19 protein-coding genes and 1 pseudogene are annotated in these 17,599 nt (G+C 72.9%); 8 read left to right on the top strand and 12 right to left on the bottom strand.

The genetic code is table 11. The features are described from left to right. The first annotated feature begins 3 nt into the window (after positions 1–3). Positions 4–741 carry an alanyl-tRNA editing protein gene (locus ACTMS2_RS16380; protein WP_441176126.1) on the top strand — a complete coding sequence of 246 codons (738 nt, stop codon included), beginning with the start codon at positions 4–6 and terminating at the stop codon, positions 739–741. 11 nt (positions 742–752) lie between these two features. Here ACTMS2_RS16380 and ACTMS2_RS16375 read toward each other — a convergent pair whose 3' ends face one another. Then, entirely contained in the window at positions 753–1,379 is a 627-nt protein-coding gene (locus ACTMS2_RS16375) for a CGNR zinc finger domain-containing protein (RefSeq protein WP_441176125.1), read from the bottom strand. 66 nt (positions 1,380–1,445) lie between these two features. Here ACTMS2_RS16375 and ACTMS2_RS16370 point away from each other — a divergent pair, with 66 nt between their 5' ends. Beyond that, on the top strand, positions 1,446–1,895 hold the full coding sequence (locus ACTMS2_RS16370; protein WP_441176124.1) for a VOC family protein: 450 nt from the start codon (positions 1,446–1,448) through the stop codon (positions 1,893–1,895). 17 nt (positions 1,896–1,912) lie between these two features. Here ACTMS2_RS16370 and ACTMS2_RS16365 read toward each other — a convergent pair whose 3' ends face one another. Next, on the bottom strand, positions 1,913–2,617 hold the full coding sequence (locus ACTMS2_RS16365) for a nucleotidyltransferase domain-containing protein (RefSeq protein WP_441176266.1): 705 nt from the start codon (positions 2,615–2,617) through the stop codon (positions 1,913–1,915). A gap of 76 nt (positions 2,618–2,693) precedes the next feature. Here ACTMS2_RS16365 and ACTMS2_RS16360 point away from each other — a divergent pair, with 76 nt between their 5' ends. Next, positions 2,694–3,608, top strand: a complete 915-nt coding sequence (locus ACTMS2_RS16360; protein WP_441176123.1) for an SDR family oxidoreductase — start codon at positions 2,694–2,696, stop codon at positions 3,606–3,608. On the opposite strand, the gene ACTMS2_RS16355 is transcribed toward ACTMS2_RS16360, so the two are convergent. Beyond that, entirely contained in the window at positions 3,599–4,585 is a 987-nt protein-coding gene (locus tag ACTMS2_RS16355; RefSeq protein WP_441176122.1) for a helix-turn-helix transcriptional regulator, read from the bottom strand. The genes ACTMS2_RS16360 and ACTMS2_RS16355 overlap by 10 nt on opposite strands. 149 nt (positions 4,586–4,734) lie before the next feature. Between ACTMS2_RS16355 and ACTMS2_RS16350 the strand changes: the two genes are divergently transcribed. From ACTMS2_RS16350 to ACTMS2_RS16335, 4 genes are all read left to right on the top strand, one after another. Next, positions 4,735–5,271 carry a hypothetical protein gene (locus tag ACTMS2_RS16350; protein ID WP_441176121.1) on the top strand — a complete coding sequence of 179 codons (537 nt, stop codon included), beginning with the start codon at positions 4,735–4,737 and terminating at the stop codon, positions 5,269–5,271. Continuing rightward, positions 5,264–6,067 (top strand): MerR family transcriptional regulator, encoded by an 804-nt coding sequence (locus ACTMS2_RS16345; protein ID WP_441176120.1) that lies wholly within the window; start codon positions 5,264–5,266, stop codon positions 6,065–6,067. Before ACTMS2_RS16350 ends, ACTMS2_RS16345 begins: the two co-directional genes overlap by 8 nt. A gap of 78 nt (positions 6,068–6,145) precedes the next feature. Next, the gene (locus tag ACTMS2_RS16340) at positions 6,146–6,937 is read left to right on the top strand and encodes an EI24 domain-containing protein (protein WP_441176119.1); all 792 of its coding nucleotides are present in this window, start codon (positions 6,146–6,148) and stop codon (positions 6,935–6,937) included. A gap of 1 nt (position 6,938) precedes the next feature. Further along, positions 6,939–7,454 (top strand): O-acetyl-ADP-ribose deacetylase, encoded by a 516-nt coding sequence (locus tag ACTMS2_RS16335; protein ID WP_441176118.1) that lies wholly within the window; start codon positions 6,939–6,941, stop codon positions 7,452–7,454. A 130-nt stretch (positions 7,455–7,584) separates the two neighbouring features. On the opposite strand, the pseudogene ACTMS2_RS16330 reads toward ACTMS2_RS16335, so the two are convergent. The 8 genes and pseudogenes from ACTMS2_RS16330 to ACTMS2_RS16295 all read right to left on the bottom strand — a co-directional run bounded on the left by ACTMS2_RS16330 (position 7,585) and on the right by ACTMS2_RS16295 (position 15,570). Beyond that, a pseudogene (locus ACTMS2_RS16330) lies at positions 7,585–8,482 on the bottom strand (GNAT family N-acetyltransferase). Position 8,483: 1 nt separating this feature from the next. After that, positions 8,484–8,897, bottom strand: a complete 414-nt coding sequence (locus tag ACTMS2_RS16325; protein WP_441176116.1) for a RidA family protein — start codon at positions 8,895–8,897, stop codon at positions 8,484–8,486. 56 nt (positions 8,898–8,953) lie between these two features. Further along, positions 8,954–9,958, bottom strand: coding sequence for a LacI family DNA-binding transcriptional regulator (locus ACTMS2_RS16320; protein WP_101412912.1), 1,005 nt, complete (start codon positions 9,956–9,958; stop codon positions 8,954–8,956). A 19-nt stretch (positions 9,959–9,977) separates the two neighbouring features. Next, on the bottom strand, positions 9,978–11,357 hold the full coding sequence (locus tag ACTMS2_RS16315; RefSeq protein ID WP_441176115.1) for a GH1 family beta-glucosidase: 1,380 nt from the start codon (positions 11,355–11,357) through the stop codon (positions 9,978–9,980). Further along, positions 11,354–12,187, bottom strand: a complete 834-nt coding sequence (locus tag ACTMS2_RS16310) for a carbohydrate ABC transporter permease (protein ID WP_088998202.1) — start codon at positions 12,185–12,187, stop codon at positions 11,354–11,356. Before ACTMS2_RS16310 ends, ACTMS2_RS16315 begins: the two co-directional genes overlap by 4 nt. Beyond that, the gene (locus ACTMS2_RS16305) at positions 12,184–13,194 is read right to left on the bottom strand and encodes a carbohydrate ABC transporter permease (protein WP_441176114.1); all 1,011 of its coding nucleotides are present in this window, start codon (positions 13,192–13,194) and stop codon (positions 12,184–12,186) included. Before ACTMS2_RS16305 ends, ACTMS2_RS16310 begins: the two co-directional genes overlap by 4 nt. Before the next feature lie 76 nt (positions 13,195–13,270). After that, positions 13,271–14,572, bottom strand: coding sequence for an ABC transporter substrate-binding protein (locus tag ACTMS2_RS16300; RefSeq protein ID WP_363896573.1), 1,302 nt, complete (start codon positions 14,570–14,572; stop codon positions 13,271–13,273). A gap of 236 nt (positions 14,573–14,808) precedes the next feature. Then, entirely contained in the window at positions 14,809–15,570 is a 762-nt protein-coding gene (locus tag ACTMS2_RS16295) for a maleylpyruvate isomerase family mycothiol-dependent enzyme (protein ID WP_441176113.1), read from the bottom strand. Between the two features lie 70 nt (positions 15,571–15,640). On the opposite strand from ACTMS2_RS16295, the gene ACTMS2_RS16290 reads away from it, so the two are divergent. After that, a complete protein-coding gene (locus ACTMS2_RS16290) occupies positions 15,641–16,732 on the top strand; it encodes a UDP-N-acetylmuramate dehydrogenase (RefSeq protein WP_441176112.1) in 1,092 nt (363 codons plus the stop codon). A gap of 51 nt (positions 16,733–16,783) precedes the next feature. Here ACTMS2_RS16290 and ACTMS2_RS16285 read toward each other — a convergent pair whose 3' ends face one another. Beyond that, the gene (locus ACTMS2_RS16285; protein WP_441176111.1) at positions 16,784–17,590 is read right to left on the bottom strand and encodes a class I SAM-dependent methyltransferase; all 807 of its coding nucleotides are present in this window, start codon (positions 17,588–17,590) and stop codon (positions 16,784–16,786) included. Between the last annotated feature and the right edge of the window lie 9 nt (positions 17,591–17,599).

The following is a 17,599-nucleotide window of genomic DNA, read 5'->3' as shown; positions in this document are numbered from 1 at the left end:
GTCATGGGCGTCACACACCACGGTCGTACGCACCGGCTGGACCTCGCCGATCCGACCCTGCGGGAGTGGGAGTGCACGGTGCTGCACGCCGATCCGGAGCAGGGCGTCGTGCTGGACCGGTCGGCGTTCTATCCGGGCGGCGGCGGGCAGCCGCCGGACCACGGCGTACTGCTCTGGCAGGGCGTGCAGACCCGGATCGTCGGCACCCGTAAGGGCGACGACCTGTGGCTGATCCCGGCCGAGGGCGACCCGCTGCCGCCGGCCGGGACGGCGGTGACCGGGGCGGTCGAGGACGACCGGCGTACCCGGCTGATGCGGACCCACTCCGGGCTGCACGTGCTCTGCGGCGTGGTGTTCCGCGACTTCGGCGCGCTCGTCACCGGCGGCAACATGGAGCCGGGCGAGGCCAGGATGGACTTCAACCTGCCCGAGGTGCCGGCCGACTTCAAGAGCCGCATCGAGGAGCTGGTCAACGCCGAGGTGGCCGCCGACCGGTCGGTGGCCGTGCGGGTGCTGCCCCGGGCGGAGGCGCTCGCCCTGCCCGACATCATCCGTACCCAGTCGAACCTGATCCCGCCGGACGAGCAGGAGGTGCGGATCGTCGACATCGTCGGGCTGGACGTCCAGGCCGACGGCGGCACGCACGTCGCCTCCACCGCGCAGATCGGCAAGGTGCAGGTGGTCAAGGTGGAGAGCAAGGGACGGGCCAACCGCCGGGTCCGCGTACGACTGGCGGACTGACCCGCGCGGGGTCAGTCCGCGGTGCGGCGGGCCCGCAGCGAGCGGACCTTGTGCCGGTTGCCGCAGCGCTCCATCGCGCACCAGCGGCGCCGGCCGGGCCGTGAGGTGTCGACGAAGACCAGGTAGCAGTCGTGCGTGGCGCACTCCCGGACGCGGTCTCGGTGCGGGCCGGCGAAGAGGTCGACGGCGTCCCGGGCGATCGTGGCGAGGGCCTGTCCGCCGCGTGCCGGCAGCGCCCAGCGGCGGGCCCCGTCGGCGGTGAGCTGTGGCGCCAGCGGAGCGCCGGCTGCCAGCCGGTTGAGGGTGGCGAGGTCGTGGGGGGTCGCGTCGAACTCGGTCGGGTCGACGGCCGGCGGCCGGGCCCCGGTGCGTACGCAGACGAGGCGCCACAGCGCGTCCCGCAGCCCCCGGGCGTCGGCCAGCTCGTCGGCGTCCACCTCCACCCGGGCCGGGTCGAGGCGTAGCCGGGACAGCGCCAGCCAGCCGGTGAGGTCGTCGGGTCGGTGCAGCACGTCGTAGCGGGCCAGCGCGCCCGGGCCGCCGGTGGTCAGGAACTCCAGGCAGAGTGCGCCGGGGTCGAAGAGGTAGCGGGTGCCCTCCGGGGAGGTCAGGGTGAGTCCGCTTGCGGCGTCGGTCACGTAACCACTATAACTGGTTACGGCGGCGGGCCGTGCCGGCGGTCGCCGGACACCGAGGAGGACGCCATGGCCGTGGAATGGAAGCTCGTCGTCGACTGCGCCGACCCGAACGCGCAGGCCCGGTTCTGGGCCGCCGCCCTCGACTACGCGATCGAGGACAACGCGGTGCTGATCGAGCGCCTGCTCGCCGGCGGCGCGATCGGACCGGAGGCGTACCTCGAGATCGACGGCCGCAAGGCGTGGCGGCAGCTCGCCGCCGTCCGCCACCCCGACGACCCGGTCGACCCGGCCAGCGGCACCGGGCTGGGCCGCAGGCTGCTGTTCCACCAGGTCCCCGAGGGCAAGCAGGTCAAGAACCGGCTGCACGTCGACCTGCACGTCGGCCCCGCCGAACGGGCGGCGACGGTCAAGCGGCTGGAGGGGCTCGGCGCCACGGTGCTGCGCGAGGTCGCCGACTTCGGCAGCGTGCACACCACCATGGCGGACCCGGAGGGCAACGAGTTCGACGTGCAGTGACCGGCCCCGACGCCGGCTCAGCGGTCGGTGGGGTGACCCCGCCCCGGCGGCAGGTGGGCGGCGCGTACGTCGAGCAGCCAGCTCTCCACGGTCGCCTCGTCCGGGCGGTCCGGCAGCGGGGTGCGGATCCGGTCGAAGTCGCGCTCCGCCTCGGCGATCAGGGTCCGTGCCTCGTCCAACGCGCCGCCCGCCACCCGCTCGCCGAAGCCGCGGAACCACTCCGGGTCGGCGAGCCGGATCTCCAGCACGCCGGTGGCGTAGAGTAGCCGGCCCTGGTGCACCAGCCGCGCCAGGTGCCGGGCGTGCTTGGCGGTGCGCCGCCGGCTGTCGGCCGAGAACGTGCCGTCGCCCCGGGACTCCAACTTGCGGAACTGCTGGCCGGCGTAGCCCAGGTAGGCGTCGCGTACGCGGGGCGCGCTGAGGAACGCCGAGCGGATGGCGACCAGCCGGTCGCCGAACTCCGTCCGGGTCTCGTAGCAGTCCTGCGGCAACCAGGCCAGTTCGGTGGCGGTCGGGTTGCCGCTCAGCGCCAGGCGGCACCACTTCGCGGCCTCGTGCAGGGTGATGTCGGGATCGGTGGTCACCACCGACTCGCGGGGCGGGCGCAGCCCGTGGAAGGCGACGGTGGGCGCGGCGAAGACGCCGATCCGGTCGACGTCGGAGCCCGGCCCGGCCAGCCCGTACGCGACCGAGCCGACGATCCCGGAGAGCAGCAGGTGCATGCCGGCGAGCATGACGGACGACACGGCTTCGCGAAACCGGACTTCGGTTGTCAGGTATCGCTGACAGGCTCGCCGCATGACGAAACCGCTGACAGGAAAGATCGCGCTCGTCGCCGGGGCGACACGGGGCGCCGGCCGGCAGATCGCGGTCCAGCTCGGCGCCGCCGGTGCCACCGTCTACGCCACCGGCCGCAGCAGCCGGGCCGGCCGCTCCGAGATGGACCGCCCGGAGACCATCGAGGAGACCGCCGAGCTGGTCACCGCCGCCGGCGGCACCGGCATCGCGGCACGGGTCGACCACCTCGTCCCCGAGCAGGTCCGCGACCTCGTCGCCCGGATCGACGCCGAGCAGGGTCGCCTCGACGTGCTGGTCAACGACATCTGGGGCGGCGACCCCCTGACCACCTGGGAGAAGCCGGTCTGGGAACAGCCGCTGGAGGCCGGCTTCCGCAGCCTGCGCCTGGCGATCGACACGCACGTCGTCACCGCCCACTTCGCGCTGCCGCTGATGATCCGCCGCCCCGGCGGGCTGGTCGTCGAGGTCGGCGACGGCACGAAGGCGTACAACGACACCCACTACCGGCTGTCGGTCTTCTACGACCTGGCGAAGACGTCGGTCAACCGGCTGGCGTACGTCTGGGGGCACGAGCTGAAGCCGCACGGCGGCACCGCCGTGGCGCTGACACCGGGCTGGATCCGGTCCGAGGCGATGCTGGAGCACTTCGGGGTCACCGAGGAGACCTGGCGGGACGGCGCCGCCAAGGATCCGCACTTCCTCATCTCGGAGACCCCGGCCTTCGTCGGGCGCGCGGTCGCCGCGCTCGCCGCCGACGAGGACCGGGCCCGCTGGAACCAGGCATCCGTCTCGGCCGGCGAACTGGCCCAGGTGTACGGGTTCACCGACGTCGACGGCAGCCGGCCGGACGGGTTCCGCTACATCACCGAGGTGGTGGAGACAGGCAGACCGGCCGACGTGACCGGCTACCGCTGAACGGGCGCGACCCGGTAGACGGCGGCGGACCGCCTGGCGGCGTCGACCATCAGCTCCCGCAGTTCCGGCGGGCCGAGCACCTCCACCTCCGGCCCCAGGGACAGCAACTGGGCGTACGCGACGTCGACGGACTCGACGGGCAGGCGGGTCACCACCCAGCCTCGCCCGTCGGGCTCGCCGGCCGCGGCGAGCGCCTCGTCGTACGCGAAGGGCCCGTCGGCGACGAAGCGGAGCCGGCGCAGGCCGACGGGGCTCAGCCGCACCGTGACCTCGGCCCGGAGCATGCCGCGCAGGAACTCCTCGGCCTGCTCCCGCCAGTATCCGGCCAGGTCGAAGCCGGCGTCCCGGTCGAAGGTCGTGGTCTGGACCTCGACGTGGGTGACCCGGTCCACCCGGTACGTGCGGTACGCGCCGCCGACCCGGCCGACGAGATACCAGACCCCGTTCTTGAGGACCAGCCCGTACGGGTGCGCCTCCCGTTCGACCTCGCGGTCGCCGCGCCGGTAGCGCAGCTCGACGATCCGGTCCCGCCACACCGCGCCGGCCAGCTCGGTCAGCCACGGCGGTGGCCCGGACTCCCGGAACCAGCCCGGCACGTCCAGGTGGAACCGCTGTCCGGTGCGCACCGGCGCGTCGCGCAGGCTCGGTGGGAGCGCGGCGAGCACCTTCAGCTCGGCCGAGGCCACCGCGTCGGCGAGCCCCATGTCGCCCGCCGGTCCGGGCAGCCCGGCCAGGAAGAGCGCCTCCGCCTCGTCCCGGGTCAGCCCGGTCAGCCGGGTCCGGTAGCCGCCGAGCAGCCGGTAGCCACCGGCGCGGCCCCGGTCGGCGTAGACCGGCACCCCGGCGGCGGAGAGCGCCAGCACGTCCCGGTAGACCGTCCGCTCGGAGACCTCCAGCTCCCGCGCCAGCTCCGCCGCGGTCATCGTCTCCCGCGCCTGGAGCAGCAGGACCAACGAGATCAACCGGGCCGCCCGCACGTATCCATCCTGCCGTGCCCGCTCGACGTCCCCAGCCGGCGGTCCGCCTCCTGGGTGGACCGCGGCCACGACGTTGGTCGCGGCCAGCGGTGGGACCGGCACCGATGCGGCTTGACCCTCACGCTGCGTAAGGCCCCAGGGTGGGGTGCATGAGTGACTACTACGACGCTTTCGAGATGAGTCCCGTGCCCGATCCCGGCCCGGACGCGGTGGCGCCGGAGCCGTTCCGGGGCATCTATGCGATGCCGGCGTTCGTGACGATCCCCACGAGCGACCTGGCGGCGTCGGTGGACTTCTGGACTCGTGGGCTCGGGTTCTTCGAGCTGTTCAGCATCCCCGGCACGCTCGTGCACCTGCGCCGGTGGGCGTTCCAGGACGTACTCCTCCGCTCGGCGGCGAGCGTCCCGGCGCAGGCACCCGCGGTCAGCTTCAGTTTCTCGTGCGTGCTCTATCAGATCGATCCCCTTGTCGAGGCGTGTCGTGCGGTGAGCCCGAACTCGGTCGATGGCCCCCGGGACACCCCCTGGAACACCCGCGACGTGGAGGTGATCACCCCCGAGAACGCACGGATCGTCTTCACTGCGGCGAAGCCCTTTGATCCGGCCAGCCAGGAGGCGCGGAACCTTGAAGCCATCGGGATCACTCCACCGGGCGGCGGTCGCGGCGACAATGAGGAGCATGCCTGATGCCACCGACGCCGATGGCCTGACCGTCGGCCAGGTTTCGACGCGTCTGGGCGTGACGGTCCGCGCGCTGCACCACTGGGATGACATCGGTCTGGCGCGACCGTCGCTGCGCACGACTGCCGGCTACCGGCTCTACACCGCCGGCGATCTGGAACGCCTGCACCGCATCCTCGTCTACCGGGAGATTGGCCTCGGCCTGGACAGCATCCGGGCCATCCTGGACGACTCGACCGCAGACGTGCCCGGCGCACTGCGCGCGCAGCGCATCCAGGTTGCCCAGCGGATCGACCGTCTCCAGCAGCTCAGCGCCGGCCTGGATCGCATGATCGACGCCCACGAGCGCGGCCTGCTGCTGACCGTCGAGCAGCAGGCCGCGATCTTCGGCCCCCAGTGGGACCCGGACCGGCACGCCCAGGCCCGCGACCGCTACGGAGACACGACGCAATGGCAGCAGTACGCCGAACGCGCAGCCTCTCGCAGCCCGGAGGAATGGCAGGCCGTCGCCGACACCGTTGCCGACCTCGACCGTGCCCTCGGCGACGCGATGGACGCCGGGGTCACCCCTGGCAGCCCGGAGGCGAATCGACTCGTCGAGCGGCACCGCGAGGTCTTTTCCTCGTACTTTCCCCTCACCAGGCAGATGCAGGTCTGTCTCGGCCGCAGGTACGAGGCCGATCCGGCATTCGCCGCCCACTACGACGGCATCCGTGCCGGCCTCACCACGTGGTTCCGGCAGAGCATCGACGCCAGCGCACGCGCCCACGACATCGACCCCGACACCGCCACCTGGCAGTAGAGCGCGGGTCCGGAGGCCCGCCCTCAGTCGGCCGGCTGCGATCACCCTCATGACCGGGTACAACTAGGCTCTGCGGTCGTGAACGCACCCCGCATCGCCGCGCCCGTGACCGGCGCCGCCGGCCGGTTCTTCACCGGCGTGGGCCTGCTCCTGCGCGGCCTCGGTCTCTACGTCCGCAGCCCCGGGCTGATGCTGCTCGGCGTCATCCCGGCGTTGATCTCGGGCGCGCTCTTCGCGACCGCGTTCGCCACCCTGGCGTACTTCGTCGAGGACCTGGCCGCACTGGTCACCCCGTTCGCCGACGACTGGTCGACCACCTCGCGCAGCCTCGTCCGCGTGGTCGCCGGGCTGGCCTTCCTCGGCATCGGCGGCCTGCTCGCGGTGGTCACCTTCACCGCCGTCACCCTGGTCATCGGCGACCCGTTCTACGAGAAGATCTCCGAACGGGTCGAGGAGCGTCTCGGTGGCACGCCCGGCGCGGTCGACGTGCCGTTCTGGCCGTCGCTGCGGCGCAGCCTCGCCGACTCGGTACGGCTGGTGGGCCTGTCGATCCTCTTCGGCATCCCGCTCTTCGCCGCCGGATTCATCCCGGTGGTCGGCCAGACCGTGGTGCCGGTGATCGGGGCGGCAGTCGGGGGCTGGCTGCTCGCCGTGGAGCTGGTCGGGGCCCCCTTCTACCGGCGCGGAATGCGGCTGCCGGAGCGGCGGGCACACCTCAAGGCGGACCGGCCGACCACGCTCGGCTTCGGCGTGGCGGTCTTCGTCTGCTTCCTGATCCCGCTCGGCGCGGTGCTCGTCATGCCGGCCGCCGTCGCCGGGGCGACCCTGCTGGCCCGCCGCTCACTCGGCCAGTCCGTCACGGAGGGCTGACGTGGAGATCACCCTGGTCGGGGGCGACATCACGACGCAGCGGGTGGACGTGATCGTCAACGCCGCCAATTCGTCGCTGCTCGGCGGCGGGGGAGTGGACGGCGCCATCCACCGGCGGGGCGGGCCGGCCATCCTCGACGAGTGCCGGGCGCTGCGCGCCTCCCGGTACGGGCGCGGCCTGCCGACCAGCCAGGCGGTGGCCACCACCGCGGGCGACCTGCCGGCGCGCTGGGTGGTGCACACGGTCGGGCCGGTCTGGTCGACCGACGAGGACCGCTCGCCGCTGCTGCGCGACTGCCACGCGAACAGCCTGCGGGTCGCCGACGAGTTGGGTGCGGGCACCGTGGCGTTCCCGCTGATCTCGGCCGGCGTCTACGGCTGGCCGGTCGAGGACGCCGTCCGGCAGGCCCTGTCGGTGCTCGGCTCGGCCACCCCGGCGCACGTCACCGAGGCCCGGCTGGTGCTCTTCGGCGCCGAGACCCTGGCGGTCGCCCAGCGGGTGCGGGCCGCCGGATGACCCGGACCTCGGGGCGGGCCGCCGGCTGGCCCTGGCCCTCGGGCCGAACTCCTCCCCGACGGCAGCAGCATCGCCTCCGGGCCGCCGGCTGGCCTTGTACCTCGGGCGGGCAGCCGGATGACCCGGACCGTCAGGCGAGCTCACGCAGGCACGACCAGCTCGAACCGACCGGGCGGTAGCCGAGCCCGACGTTGACCGCCAGCATCGGCGCGTTCGCCTCGTCGTTCGAGGTGTAGGCGACGCGTACCCCGCCGGCGGCGGCGCGGTGCAGCGCCGCCGTCTTGACCAGGCGGGCCAGCCCGCGCCCCCCGGTGCGTCGGCAGCGTGCCGGTGTAGTCCGACCACATCCGGTCGCCGTCGCGCTTGACGAGGCTGAACGCCACGATCTCGTCACCGGCCTCGGCCACGGTGCTGGCCGCGCGGTCCAGGCCAAGGTTGTCCCAGACCTCGGAGTACCAGTTCTCGTAGCTGATCGCGTCGGCGGGAACGTCGCCCGGTTCGTCCGCCGCCGCCGCCACCTCGGCCCGGTGGACCCGGCGCGGGTCGAGGTCGGTCAGCGGGAGCAGGCGTACGCCCGGCGGCGGTTGCGGCATCGGCGGGGCCGGCCGCAGGTCCAGCGCCGAGTAGCGCAGCTCCCGGCTCGGCGTGAAGCCGTGCCGGCGGGCGAACGGCAGCGACTCCGGCAGCGCCCAGGTGCGCACCGTACGCGCCCCGATGTCGCGGAGGTGCCCCAGCGCGGCGGTCAGCAGCGCGGTGCCGGCGCCCCGACCCCGGTGCTCCGGGTGCACGTGCAGGGTGGCGACCTCCCCGACGTCCGCCTGCGAGGTCTGGGCGTTGCGGTACGCCGACACCCAGCCGACCACCGTGCCGTCCACCTCGACGACGTACGCGGCCCAGTCCTCGTCGGGCGGGGGCTGGGCGATCATGCGTCGGGTCGACTCGACGCCGCGTACCAGGTAGGGGTGCACGAGCGCGCGCAGCGCCACCACGGCGGGCGCGTCGTCGGGGTGGGCGGCGCGGATCCGCACGTCAGCCCTCCCCGCGTACGGCGGCCACGGCCTCGACCTCGACGAGCTGGTCGGAGTAGCCCAGCACGGCCACCCCGAGCAGGGTGCTGGGCGGCTCGTGGTCGCCGAACGCGTCCCGGACCACCTCCCACACGGCCACCAGGTCGGCCTGGCGGGACGACGCCACGTACACGGTGGTCTTGACGACGTCGGTGAGCCGGGCCCCGGCCGCCGCGAGGGCGGTCTCCAGGTTCGTCATCACCTGCCGTGCCTGGCCGACGGGGTCGCCGGGCGCGACGGTCCGGCCTTCGGCGTCGAGCGGGCAGGCGCCGGCGGTGAACACCAGCCGGGCGGGCGGCTCGACCGTGGCCGCGTACGCGTACTCGGCGACGTCGGAGAGGGCGGGTACGCGGATCAGCCGGGTCGGTGGGGTCACGGCGGCGACGCTACCGCCGGACCCCCGCGCGGCTCGACCGGTTATCCGCCGGCCGGTCAGGCGGACTCGCGGACGATCAGCTCGGTGGGGAGCACCACGGGCTCGATGGCCTCGCCGGCGGCCAGCCGCAGCAGCAGCCGGGTCATCTGCCGGCCCAGCTGCACGATCGGCTGGCGGACGGTGGTCAGCGGGGGCTCGGTGTACGCGGCCGTCTCGATGTCGTCGAAGCCGATCACCGCCACGTCGTCGGGCACCCGCCGTCCCGCCTCGCGCAGCGTCCGCAGGGCGGCGTGCGCCATCAGGTCGGAGGCGGCGAAGACCGCGTCCAGGTCGGGGTGCTCGGCGAGGAGCTGCCGCATCGCCGTCGCCCCCGACTCGCGGGTGAAGTCGCCGGTCGCCACCAGTTGCGGCAGCCCGGCCTCGGCGACGGTGTTCCGGTAGCCCGCGAGCCGTTCGATGCCGGCCACCATGTCCTGCGGGCCGGCGATGGTGGCGATGCGGCGGCGCCCGCCGTCCAGCAGGTGCCGCACCGCCGTGGCCACCCCGCCGACGTGGTCGACGTCGACGTAGGGCACGTCCGCGCCGTCGAGCGGCCGGCCGCTGCACACGACGGGGATGCCCAGCCGGGCGAGCCGGCCGGGCAACGGGTCCTCGCCGTGCAGCGAGGCGAAGAGCACCCCGTCGACGTGCCGGCCGGTCGTGTAGCGCTCGACCCGGTCGTGCCCGGCGGGGGAGCCGGCCAGCATCAGCACGAGCTGCTTGTCGGCCGCCTCCAGCTCCTGCGCCGCGCCCCGGATGATCCCGGGGAAGACCTGGTCGTCGGAGAAGACCCGGGTGGCGGCTTCCGGCAGCACCAGGGCGATCGAGTCGGTCCGCTGGGTGACCAGGCTGCGGGCGGCCAGGTTCGGCACGTACCCCAGCTCGGCCACCGCCCGGCGGACCGCCTCCCGGATCGGCTCGGCGACCGTCATGGAGCCGTTCACCACCCGGGACACGGTCGCCCGCGAGACCCCCGCCCGTCGGGCCACCGCCTCCAGTGTCGGCCGCTGCGCCGTCGTCATCCCCGTTACCACCGCCTCGTCACAGCCCGTTCCGGGAGATCACCTCCTGGTACCACCGGGCGCTGGACTTCGGTGTGCGTCGTTGCGTCAGGTAGTCGACGTGGATGATCCCGAACCGTCGACGGTAGCCCTCTGCCCACTCGAAGTTGTCCAACAACGACCATACGAGATAGCCCCGCAGGTCCACTCCCCGGGAGATCGCTTCGTGCACGGCGCGCAGGTGCCCGTCGAGGTAGGCGATCCGGTCCGCGTCCAGCACCTGCCCGGCGCCGTTGCTGTCGTCCGCGCCGGCCTTGTCGGGGAACGCCGCGCCGTTCTCGGTGACCATCAGCGGCACACCGGGGTAGTCGGTGGCGATCCGTTCCAGCAGCCGGGTCAGCCCGGCCGGTTCGATCATCCAGCCCATGTCGGTCAGCGGCCCGGCCGGCGGCAGGAACTCCACCGCGCCCTCGGTGCCCGGGTAGGCGCTGCCGCCCGCGCCGTCCGGCCGGCCGGCGACGTAGGTGGGGGCGTAGTAGTTGATGCCGAGCAGGTCGATCGGGGCGGCGATCAGCTTCTCGTCGCCGTCGCGGATGAACGTCGGCTCGACGATCCGGGCCACGTGTTCCAGCACGTCGTCGGGGTACGCGGCGCGCAGCAGGGGATCGAGGAAGATCCGGTTGTGTAGGCCGTCGACCAGGCGGACCGCCGCCGCGTCCGCGGCGCTGTCCGCGTCGGCCGCGCGCACGTCGGCCGGGTTGACCGTGATCCCGACGGTCCTGGCGCCGGCGGCGCGCAGCGCGCGGGCCGCCAGGCCGTGCCCGAGCAGCAGATGGTGTACGGCGGCGAAGGCCGCCCCCGCGTCCTGCTCGCCGGGGGCGTGCACCCCGTTGCCGTAGCCGAGGTAGGACGAGCACCACGGCTCGTTGAGCGTGGTCCAGGTGGGGATCCGGTCGCCGAGGCGGGTGTGCACCGCCGTGGCGTACGTGGCGAAGTGCTCGGCGGTCTCCCGGTTGGTCCAGCCGCCCCGGTCCTGGAGGGCCTGCGGCAGGTCCCAGTGGTAGAGCGTGACGATGGGGTCGATGCCCCGGGCCAGCAGCGCGTCGGTCAGCCGGTCGTAGAAGTCCAGGCCGCGCGGGTTGACCGGGCCGGTGCCGTCCGGCTGGATCCGGGGCCAGGCCACCGAGAAGCGGTACGCCCCGAGCCCCAGCTCCGCCATCAGCGCCACGTCGTCGGCGTACCGGTGGTAGTGGTCGCAGGCCACGTCGCCGGTGTGCCCGTGGTGGACCTTGCCCGGCGTACGGCTGAAGGTGTCCCAGATCGACGGCCCGCGGCCGTCGTCGGTGGCCGCGCCCTCGATCTGGTACGCGGCGGTGGCCGCCCCCCAGACGAAGTTGTCGGGGAATCGCAGAGTGCTCACGCCTTGACCGCACCTTCCATGATGCCGCCGATGATCTGGCGGCCGAACAGGACGAAGACCAGCAACAACGGGAGGGTGGCGATGGCTGTCCCCGTGAACACCTGCGACATGTCCGTGTAGTACCCGTCGGACAGGGTGCGCAGGGCCAGCTGCACGGTCGGGTTCTCCGGGTCGTTGAGGACAGCGTACGGCCAGAGGAAGTCGTTCCAGGTCGTCATGAACGTGAGCAGCCCGAGTACGGCGGCGGCCGGGCGCAGCGCCGGCAGCACCACGTTCCAGTAGATCCGCGCCGTGTTGCAGCCGTCCACCCGGGCCGCCTCGATCAGCTCGTTGCTGACCGCCTGGCCGGCGTACTGCCGCATCATGAACACCCCGAAGCCGGTGACCAGCGCCGGCACGATCACCGCCGGCAGCCGGTCGTTCCAGTTCAGCTTCGTCATCAGCAGGTAGAGCGGGATGACGCCGAGCTGGGTGGGCACCATCATCGTCGCGATGATCACCATGAGCAGCGCGTTGCGCCCCCGGAACCGCAGCTTGGCGAAGGCGAACCCGGCCAGGGTGGAGAAGAAGACCACCGAGACCGTGACCGTGGTCGCCACGATCGCCGAGTTGACCAGGCCGGCGACGAAGTACGCGTCGGTGTTGTTGAGCAGCCGGGACACGTTCGCGCCGAAGTTGCCGCCGGGGGTGACCGGGGGCGGTAGCTGGCCCATCGCGTCGTTGGAGCGGCTCGCCACCACGAACATCCAGTAGATCGGGAAGATCGACAGGACCCCGGCGGCGATCAGCGCGGCGTAGGTGAGCCGGCTGGCGGCCCAGAGGCGGGTCATCGCGCTACCTCCTTGGACTTCGCGTCCTCCTTCGGGGGCTTCGCGCCGCCGAGCCGGCGCAGGAGCAGCACGTTGATCGCCGCGACGACCGCGATCAGCGCGAAGAGCAGCCACGCCACCGCCGAGCCGTACCCGAAGTTGTAGTGGGGTGCGAAGGCGTTCTCGAACATGTACATGGTCACGGTCTGCGACTCCCGTAGCGTCCCGCCCCGGATCGGGTTGGTCCCGGAGTGGAACAGCCGGGGCTCGGTGAAGAGCTGGAGCCCGCCGATGGTGGAGATGATGACGGTGAAGATGATCGTCGGCTTGAGCAGCGGCACGGTGATCGACCAGAACTGCCGCGCCCGGCCGGCCCCGTCGATCGCGGCCGACTCGTACAGGTCGCGCGGGATGGCCTGCATCGCCGCCAGGAAGATCAGCGCGTTGTAGCCGGTCCACCGCCAGTCGACCATGGTGGAGATGGCCACCCAGGACGCGAACCGGTTCGACTTCCACGCGATCGCGTCGATGCCGACCAGGTCGAGCAGCCAGTTGACCATGCCGAACTCGCGACCGAAGAGCACCCCGAAGACGATCGCGACCGCGGCGGTCGAGGTGATGTTCGGGATCAGCACCGCCATCCGGAACGTCGTGCGGGCCCGCAGCTGCCGGTTGAGCAGGTTGGCCAGCCAGAGCGCGGCCAGCAGCTGCGGGATGGTGGAGATGACGAAGATGCCGAGGGTGTTGACGACGGCGTGCCAGAAGTCGGCGTCGGCCAGCAGCCGGCTGTAGTTCTCCAGCCCGACGAACGGGTGGTTGCTGCCGAGCAGGTCCCAGTCGTGCAGGGAGACCCAGAAGGTGTAGATCAGCGGATACGCCCCGAACACCCCGAAGAGCACGAAGAACGGGGCGATGAACAGGTAGGGCGAGTACTTCGTGTCGAGGCGGCTGAACCGCATCGCCGGCGGGCGCCGGCCGGTGCGGGGCGCCGGTGCGACCGGCGGACGCGCGTCGAGCTGGACGGTCATGCCCGGACCACTCCTTTCCCGGGTGCGGGCGGGACCGGCGCCCCCGGCGCCCGCCCGCCCGCATCCCCGGCTCGGGCTACTTGGCGGCGGCCTTCTTGGCGTTGTTGACCGCGTCCGTCCAGCCCTGGTCGGGCTTGCGCTGACCCAGCTCCACCGTCCGGACGGCGTTCTCGACCTCCGTGCGTACGGCCTGGTTCTTCGGTCCCATGTAGACGGGCTTCAGGGTCTTGGCGCCCTCGCCGAAGATCTGCCCGACAGGGGCGTCGGAGAAGTACGCGTTCTTGGCCTCGACGATCGCGGGGTCGGCCAGCGCCTGCGGCGAGGAGGGCAGCGGGCCCTTGGCCTTGAACGCCCCGATCTGGCCCTTGGCGCTGGTCAGGAACTTCGCCAGCTCGATCGCCTCGGCGCGGTGCTTGCTCTGGGTCGGTACGGCGAGCCACGACCCGCCCCAGTTGCCGCCGTTGCCGGGCACCCGGGCGATGTCCCACTTGCCCTTGGCCTCGGCGCCGGCGTTGCCCTCGATGACGCCGGTCATCCAGGCCGGGCAGGCGATGGTGGCGAACTTGGCCTGCTTGAAGGCCGACACCCACTCCTCCGACCAGGAGCCGTACTTGCCGGAGAGGCCGGAGTCGACGATGTCCATCGTGGTGTCCCAGGCCTGGCGCACCGCCGGGTTGCTGTCCACCACCAGGTTGTCGCTGGTGTCGTAGTAGTGGTAGCCCTGCGCGTTGCCCGCCGTCTGGAGCACGATCGTGTTGAAGATGTTGGTCGCGGCGTCCAGGAACGCCGCGCCGGTGTTCTTCGCCTTGAACTGCTCGCCGACCTTGATGTAGTCCTGCCAGGTCGGCCAGAGCTTCGAGACCGCCTCGCGGTCGGTGGGCAGGCCGGCCTTGGCGAACAGGTCCTTGCGGTAGCACATGGCCATGCCGCCGACGTCGGTGCCCAGGCCGATCAGCTTGCCGTCCTTGGTCTTGCCGCCCTCCCACTTCCACTCCAGGAAGTTGCCCTGGAGTTCGGCGCCGCCGTGGTCGAGCAGGTTGACGAAGTTGTCGGGGTTGGCCTTGTACTCGACCATCAACCCCTCTTCGATGGCGACGACGTCGCCCGCGCCCTTGCCGGCGGCGAGCCACTGGGTCAGCTTCGGCGAGTAGTCGTCGAGGTTGGTGCCCGTGCCACGCTCGACGATCTTCACGTTCGGGTGGCTGGCCATGTATTCCTTGTAGAGCTCTTCGTAGCCGAACTGGCTGAACACGTCGACGGTCAACGTGATCTTGCCGTCCTCGGCAGGTTCGTCGCCGGCGCAGCCGGCGGTGGCGAGCAGCGCGCTGGCGGCGACGAGGGCCACCGCCGCGAGGCGGCGGCGCGGAAAGACACCCATTTCGGTCGGACCCCTCTCAGGTCGTCTGAGGTGGTGAGGCAGGTGGTGGAGCAGAGCTGAGAGAGCGCTCTCACGACAGGGTGGTGGTTGGGTCCCGCCGGTGTCAAGAGAGCGCTCTCCGCAGTTCTGAGGGGTCGGACGCGAAGAGAGTGGCCGCCTGTGCCGGGCGGCCACTCTCTCAGGACGTGCGGTGGGACTACGCGGAGCCCTCGGGGCCCGGCTCCGCGCGGCGGGGCTCAGCCGACGCGGAGGCCCTCCAGCAGGCTGCGGTCGCCGGCCACGTCGAGCGTGTCGAGGCCGAGCCGGCCCCAGAGCGCCAGCAGCAGGTCGCTCGCGGTGCCGCTCACCTGCGCCCGCGCGTGGTGGTCGTCGTGGTCGAAGATGGTGGCCGTGTCGAGCAGGGCCACACCCTCGCCGCGCAGCCGCAGGAACCACTCCTGGCCGGCGTCGACGGCCGAGAGCTGCACGACCCCGCGCCACTGGCCCGCCGTGCGGCGCCGGCCGGCCGGCAGCCAGGTGTCCAGGATCTCGCTCACCCCGTCGGCGGCGAGCTTCGCCTCGACCGGCTCGCCCGCCGCGATGGCGAGCTGGGCGTCCCAGCGGTGCACCGCGGTCTCGTGCGCCATCCGGCGCGGCCAGAAGCCCGCCCTCTTCGGCTGCGGCGCCCAGTTCCACGCCGGGGCCTCCGGGTCGAGGCCGTCGAAGAGGGTCATCAGCTGGTCGTACGCCTGCTGCCAGAGCTGGAGCGGGGCGACGCCGGGCTCCGGCTCGACCGGCTCGGACCTCCCCGGCGACGGGGTGGTGGCGCCGGAGCCGGCGAACGAGTGCACCCAGCGGTAGATGGAGGTCAGGTGCAGCGTCAGGTCGGCGACGGTCCAGCCGGGACAGGACAGCACCGGTGTCTCCGGCGGCGCCTCCGCCACGGCTGCGGCGAACGCCGGGCCCTCCGCCCGGAGCGCTCCCATCCAGAAGTCCTTCGTGCCATGCAGTCTGCTCATCGCCATCCTCCCGGGGGTGACCGGGCCACCAGTGGGCGCCGCGGCTACCCCTCAGCCTAGGGTGAAAGGCGTGTCAGACGTCTACGCCCAGCCGACAACCGGAACCGAACCCGCCACGACGTGCGACCTGGCGCGATACACGACGCTACGCCTGGGCGGTCCGGCCGGCCGCGTCGTCGCCGGCACCGACGCCGACGGGATCGTCCGGGAGGTGCGGCAGGCGGCCGAACGCGACGAGCAGGTCCTGCTCCTCGCCGGCGGCAGCAACGTCGTTATCGGCGACGCCGGTTTCCCCGGCACCGTGGTCCTGGTGCGCTCCCGGGGCCTGCGGGTCGTCGCCGAGGACGCCGACAGCGTCACCGTACGCGTCGAGGCGGGCGAGCCCTGGGACGAGCTGGTCGCCGCCACCGTGGCCAACGGCTGGTCCGGCCTGGAGTGCCTCTCCGGCATCCCCGGCTCCACCGGCGCCACCCCCATCCAGAACGTCGGCGCGTACGGGCAGGAGGTCGCCGAGACCATCACCGGCGTGCAGGTCCACGACCGGGTCGACGGGACGGTCGGGCGGATCGCCGCCGCCGACTGCGGCTTCGCGTACCGCTCCAGCATCTTCAAGTACAGCGACCGCTGGGTGGTGCTCTCCGTCGACTTCCGGCTCGCCCGCTCGCCGTTGTCGGGCCCGGTGCGCTACGCGGAACTGGCCCGGGCGCTCGGCGTGCAGGTGGGGGAGCGCGTGCCGCTGGCCGACGCCCGGGCCACGGTCCTGCGGCTGCGCGCCGGCAAGGGCATGGTGCTCGACCCCGCCGACCCGGACACCCGCTCGGTCGGCTCGTTCTTCACCAACCCCGTGCTGGACGTCGCCGCGTACGAGCTGCTGCGCGAGCGCGCCGCCGACATCGGCGAGCCGCCCGCCTGGCCGGGCGCGGGTGACGTGGTGAAGGTCAGCGCGGCCTGGCTGATCGACAAGGCCGGCTTCGGCAAGGGCCACCCGGGGCCGGAGGGCGTCGCCATCTCCAGCAAGCACACCCTCGCCCTGACCAACCGCAGCGGCACCGCCAGCACCGCGTCCCTGGTCGAGCTCGCCCGGGAGATCCGCGACGGCGTGCACCACCGCTTCGGCGTCACCCTCCACCCCGAACCGATCCTCATCAACTGCACCATCTGACCCCGCCCTCCCGCCCTCCCGCCCGCGCCGCCGGTCCCGTGCCGGGCGGGGTCAGGGTGCGGTGGTGGGGGCGATCCGGGGCCAGGGGAGGGTCAGTTCGCCGTGGCGCCAGCGGCGGGGGCCGTCGAGGATCGGCCAGCCCGCCTCGCGGACGGCGGAGACCGCGCGCAGCCAGCGTTGGCGGGGGCCGTACGGGGCGTAGCCGGCGGCGGCCTGCCAGGCGTCGTCGAGGGCACGGATCAGGTCGTGGATCCGCTCGCCGGGGACGTTGCGGTGGATCAGCGCCTTGGGCAGCCGTTCCGCCAGCTCCGCCGGGGTGTCCAGGGTGGTGAGCTTCGCGGCCAGGGTGAGCGTACGGGGGCCGTCGGCGTCGATCAGCAGCCAGCCGCCGAGCCGCCCCAACTCGTCGCAGGTGCCCTCGACCAGCAGCCCGCCCGGAGCCAGCCCCGCGGTCATGGTGCGCCAGGCGTCGGCGACCTCGTGCTCGTCGTACTGGCGCAGCACGTTGAACGCGCGGACCAGGGCGGGGCGCAGCCCGGCCAGCTCGAACCCGCCCCGGGCGAAGGTGAGCCCGGGCGGGTCGGCGGACGGCTGGGCGGCGGCGACGCGCACCGGATCGATCTCCAGCCCGACGACCCGTACGTCGGGGCGGACGGCGGTCGCGAGCCGGGTACGCAGTTCGACGGCGGTCACCGGGCTGGCGCCGTAGCCGAGGTCCACCACCAGCGGGTCGGCCGCCCCGCGCAGCGCCTCGCCGCAGGTCTCGACGATCCAGTTGTCCACCCGGCGCAGCCGGTTGGGGTTTGTGGTACCCCGGGTGACCACGCCCAGCGGACGGTGCCGCGCCGTGCCCGCCATCGTCGGTGA

Origin of the sequence: Micromonospora sp. SD12 (assembly GCF_052068495.1) — a bacterium.
GTDB classification, from domain to species: Bacteria; Actinomycetota; Actinomycetes; order Mycobacteriales; family Micromonosporaceae; genus Micromonospora; species Micromonospora echinofusca.
The sequence above is the reverse complement of the archived record's forward strand: the minus strand, read 5'-3'. Positions and strand labels throughout refer to the sequence as shown.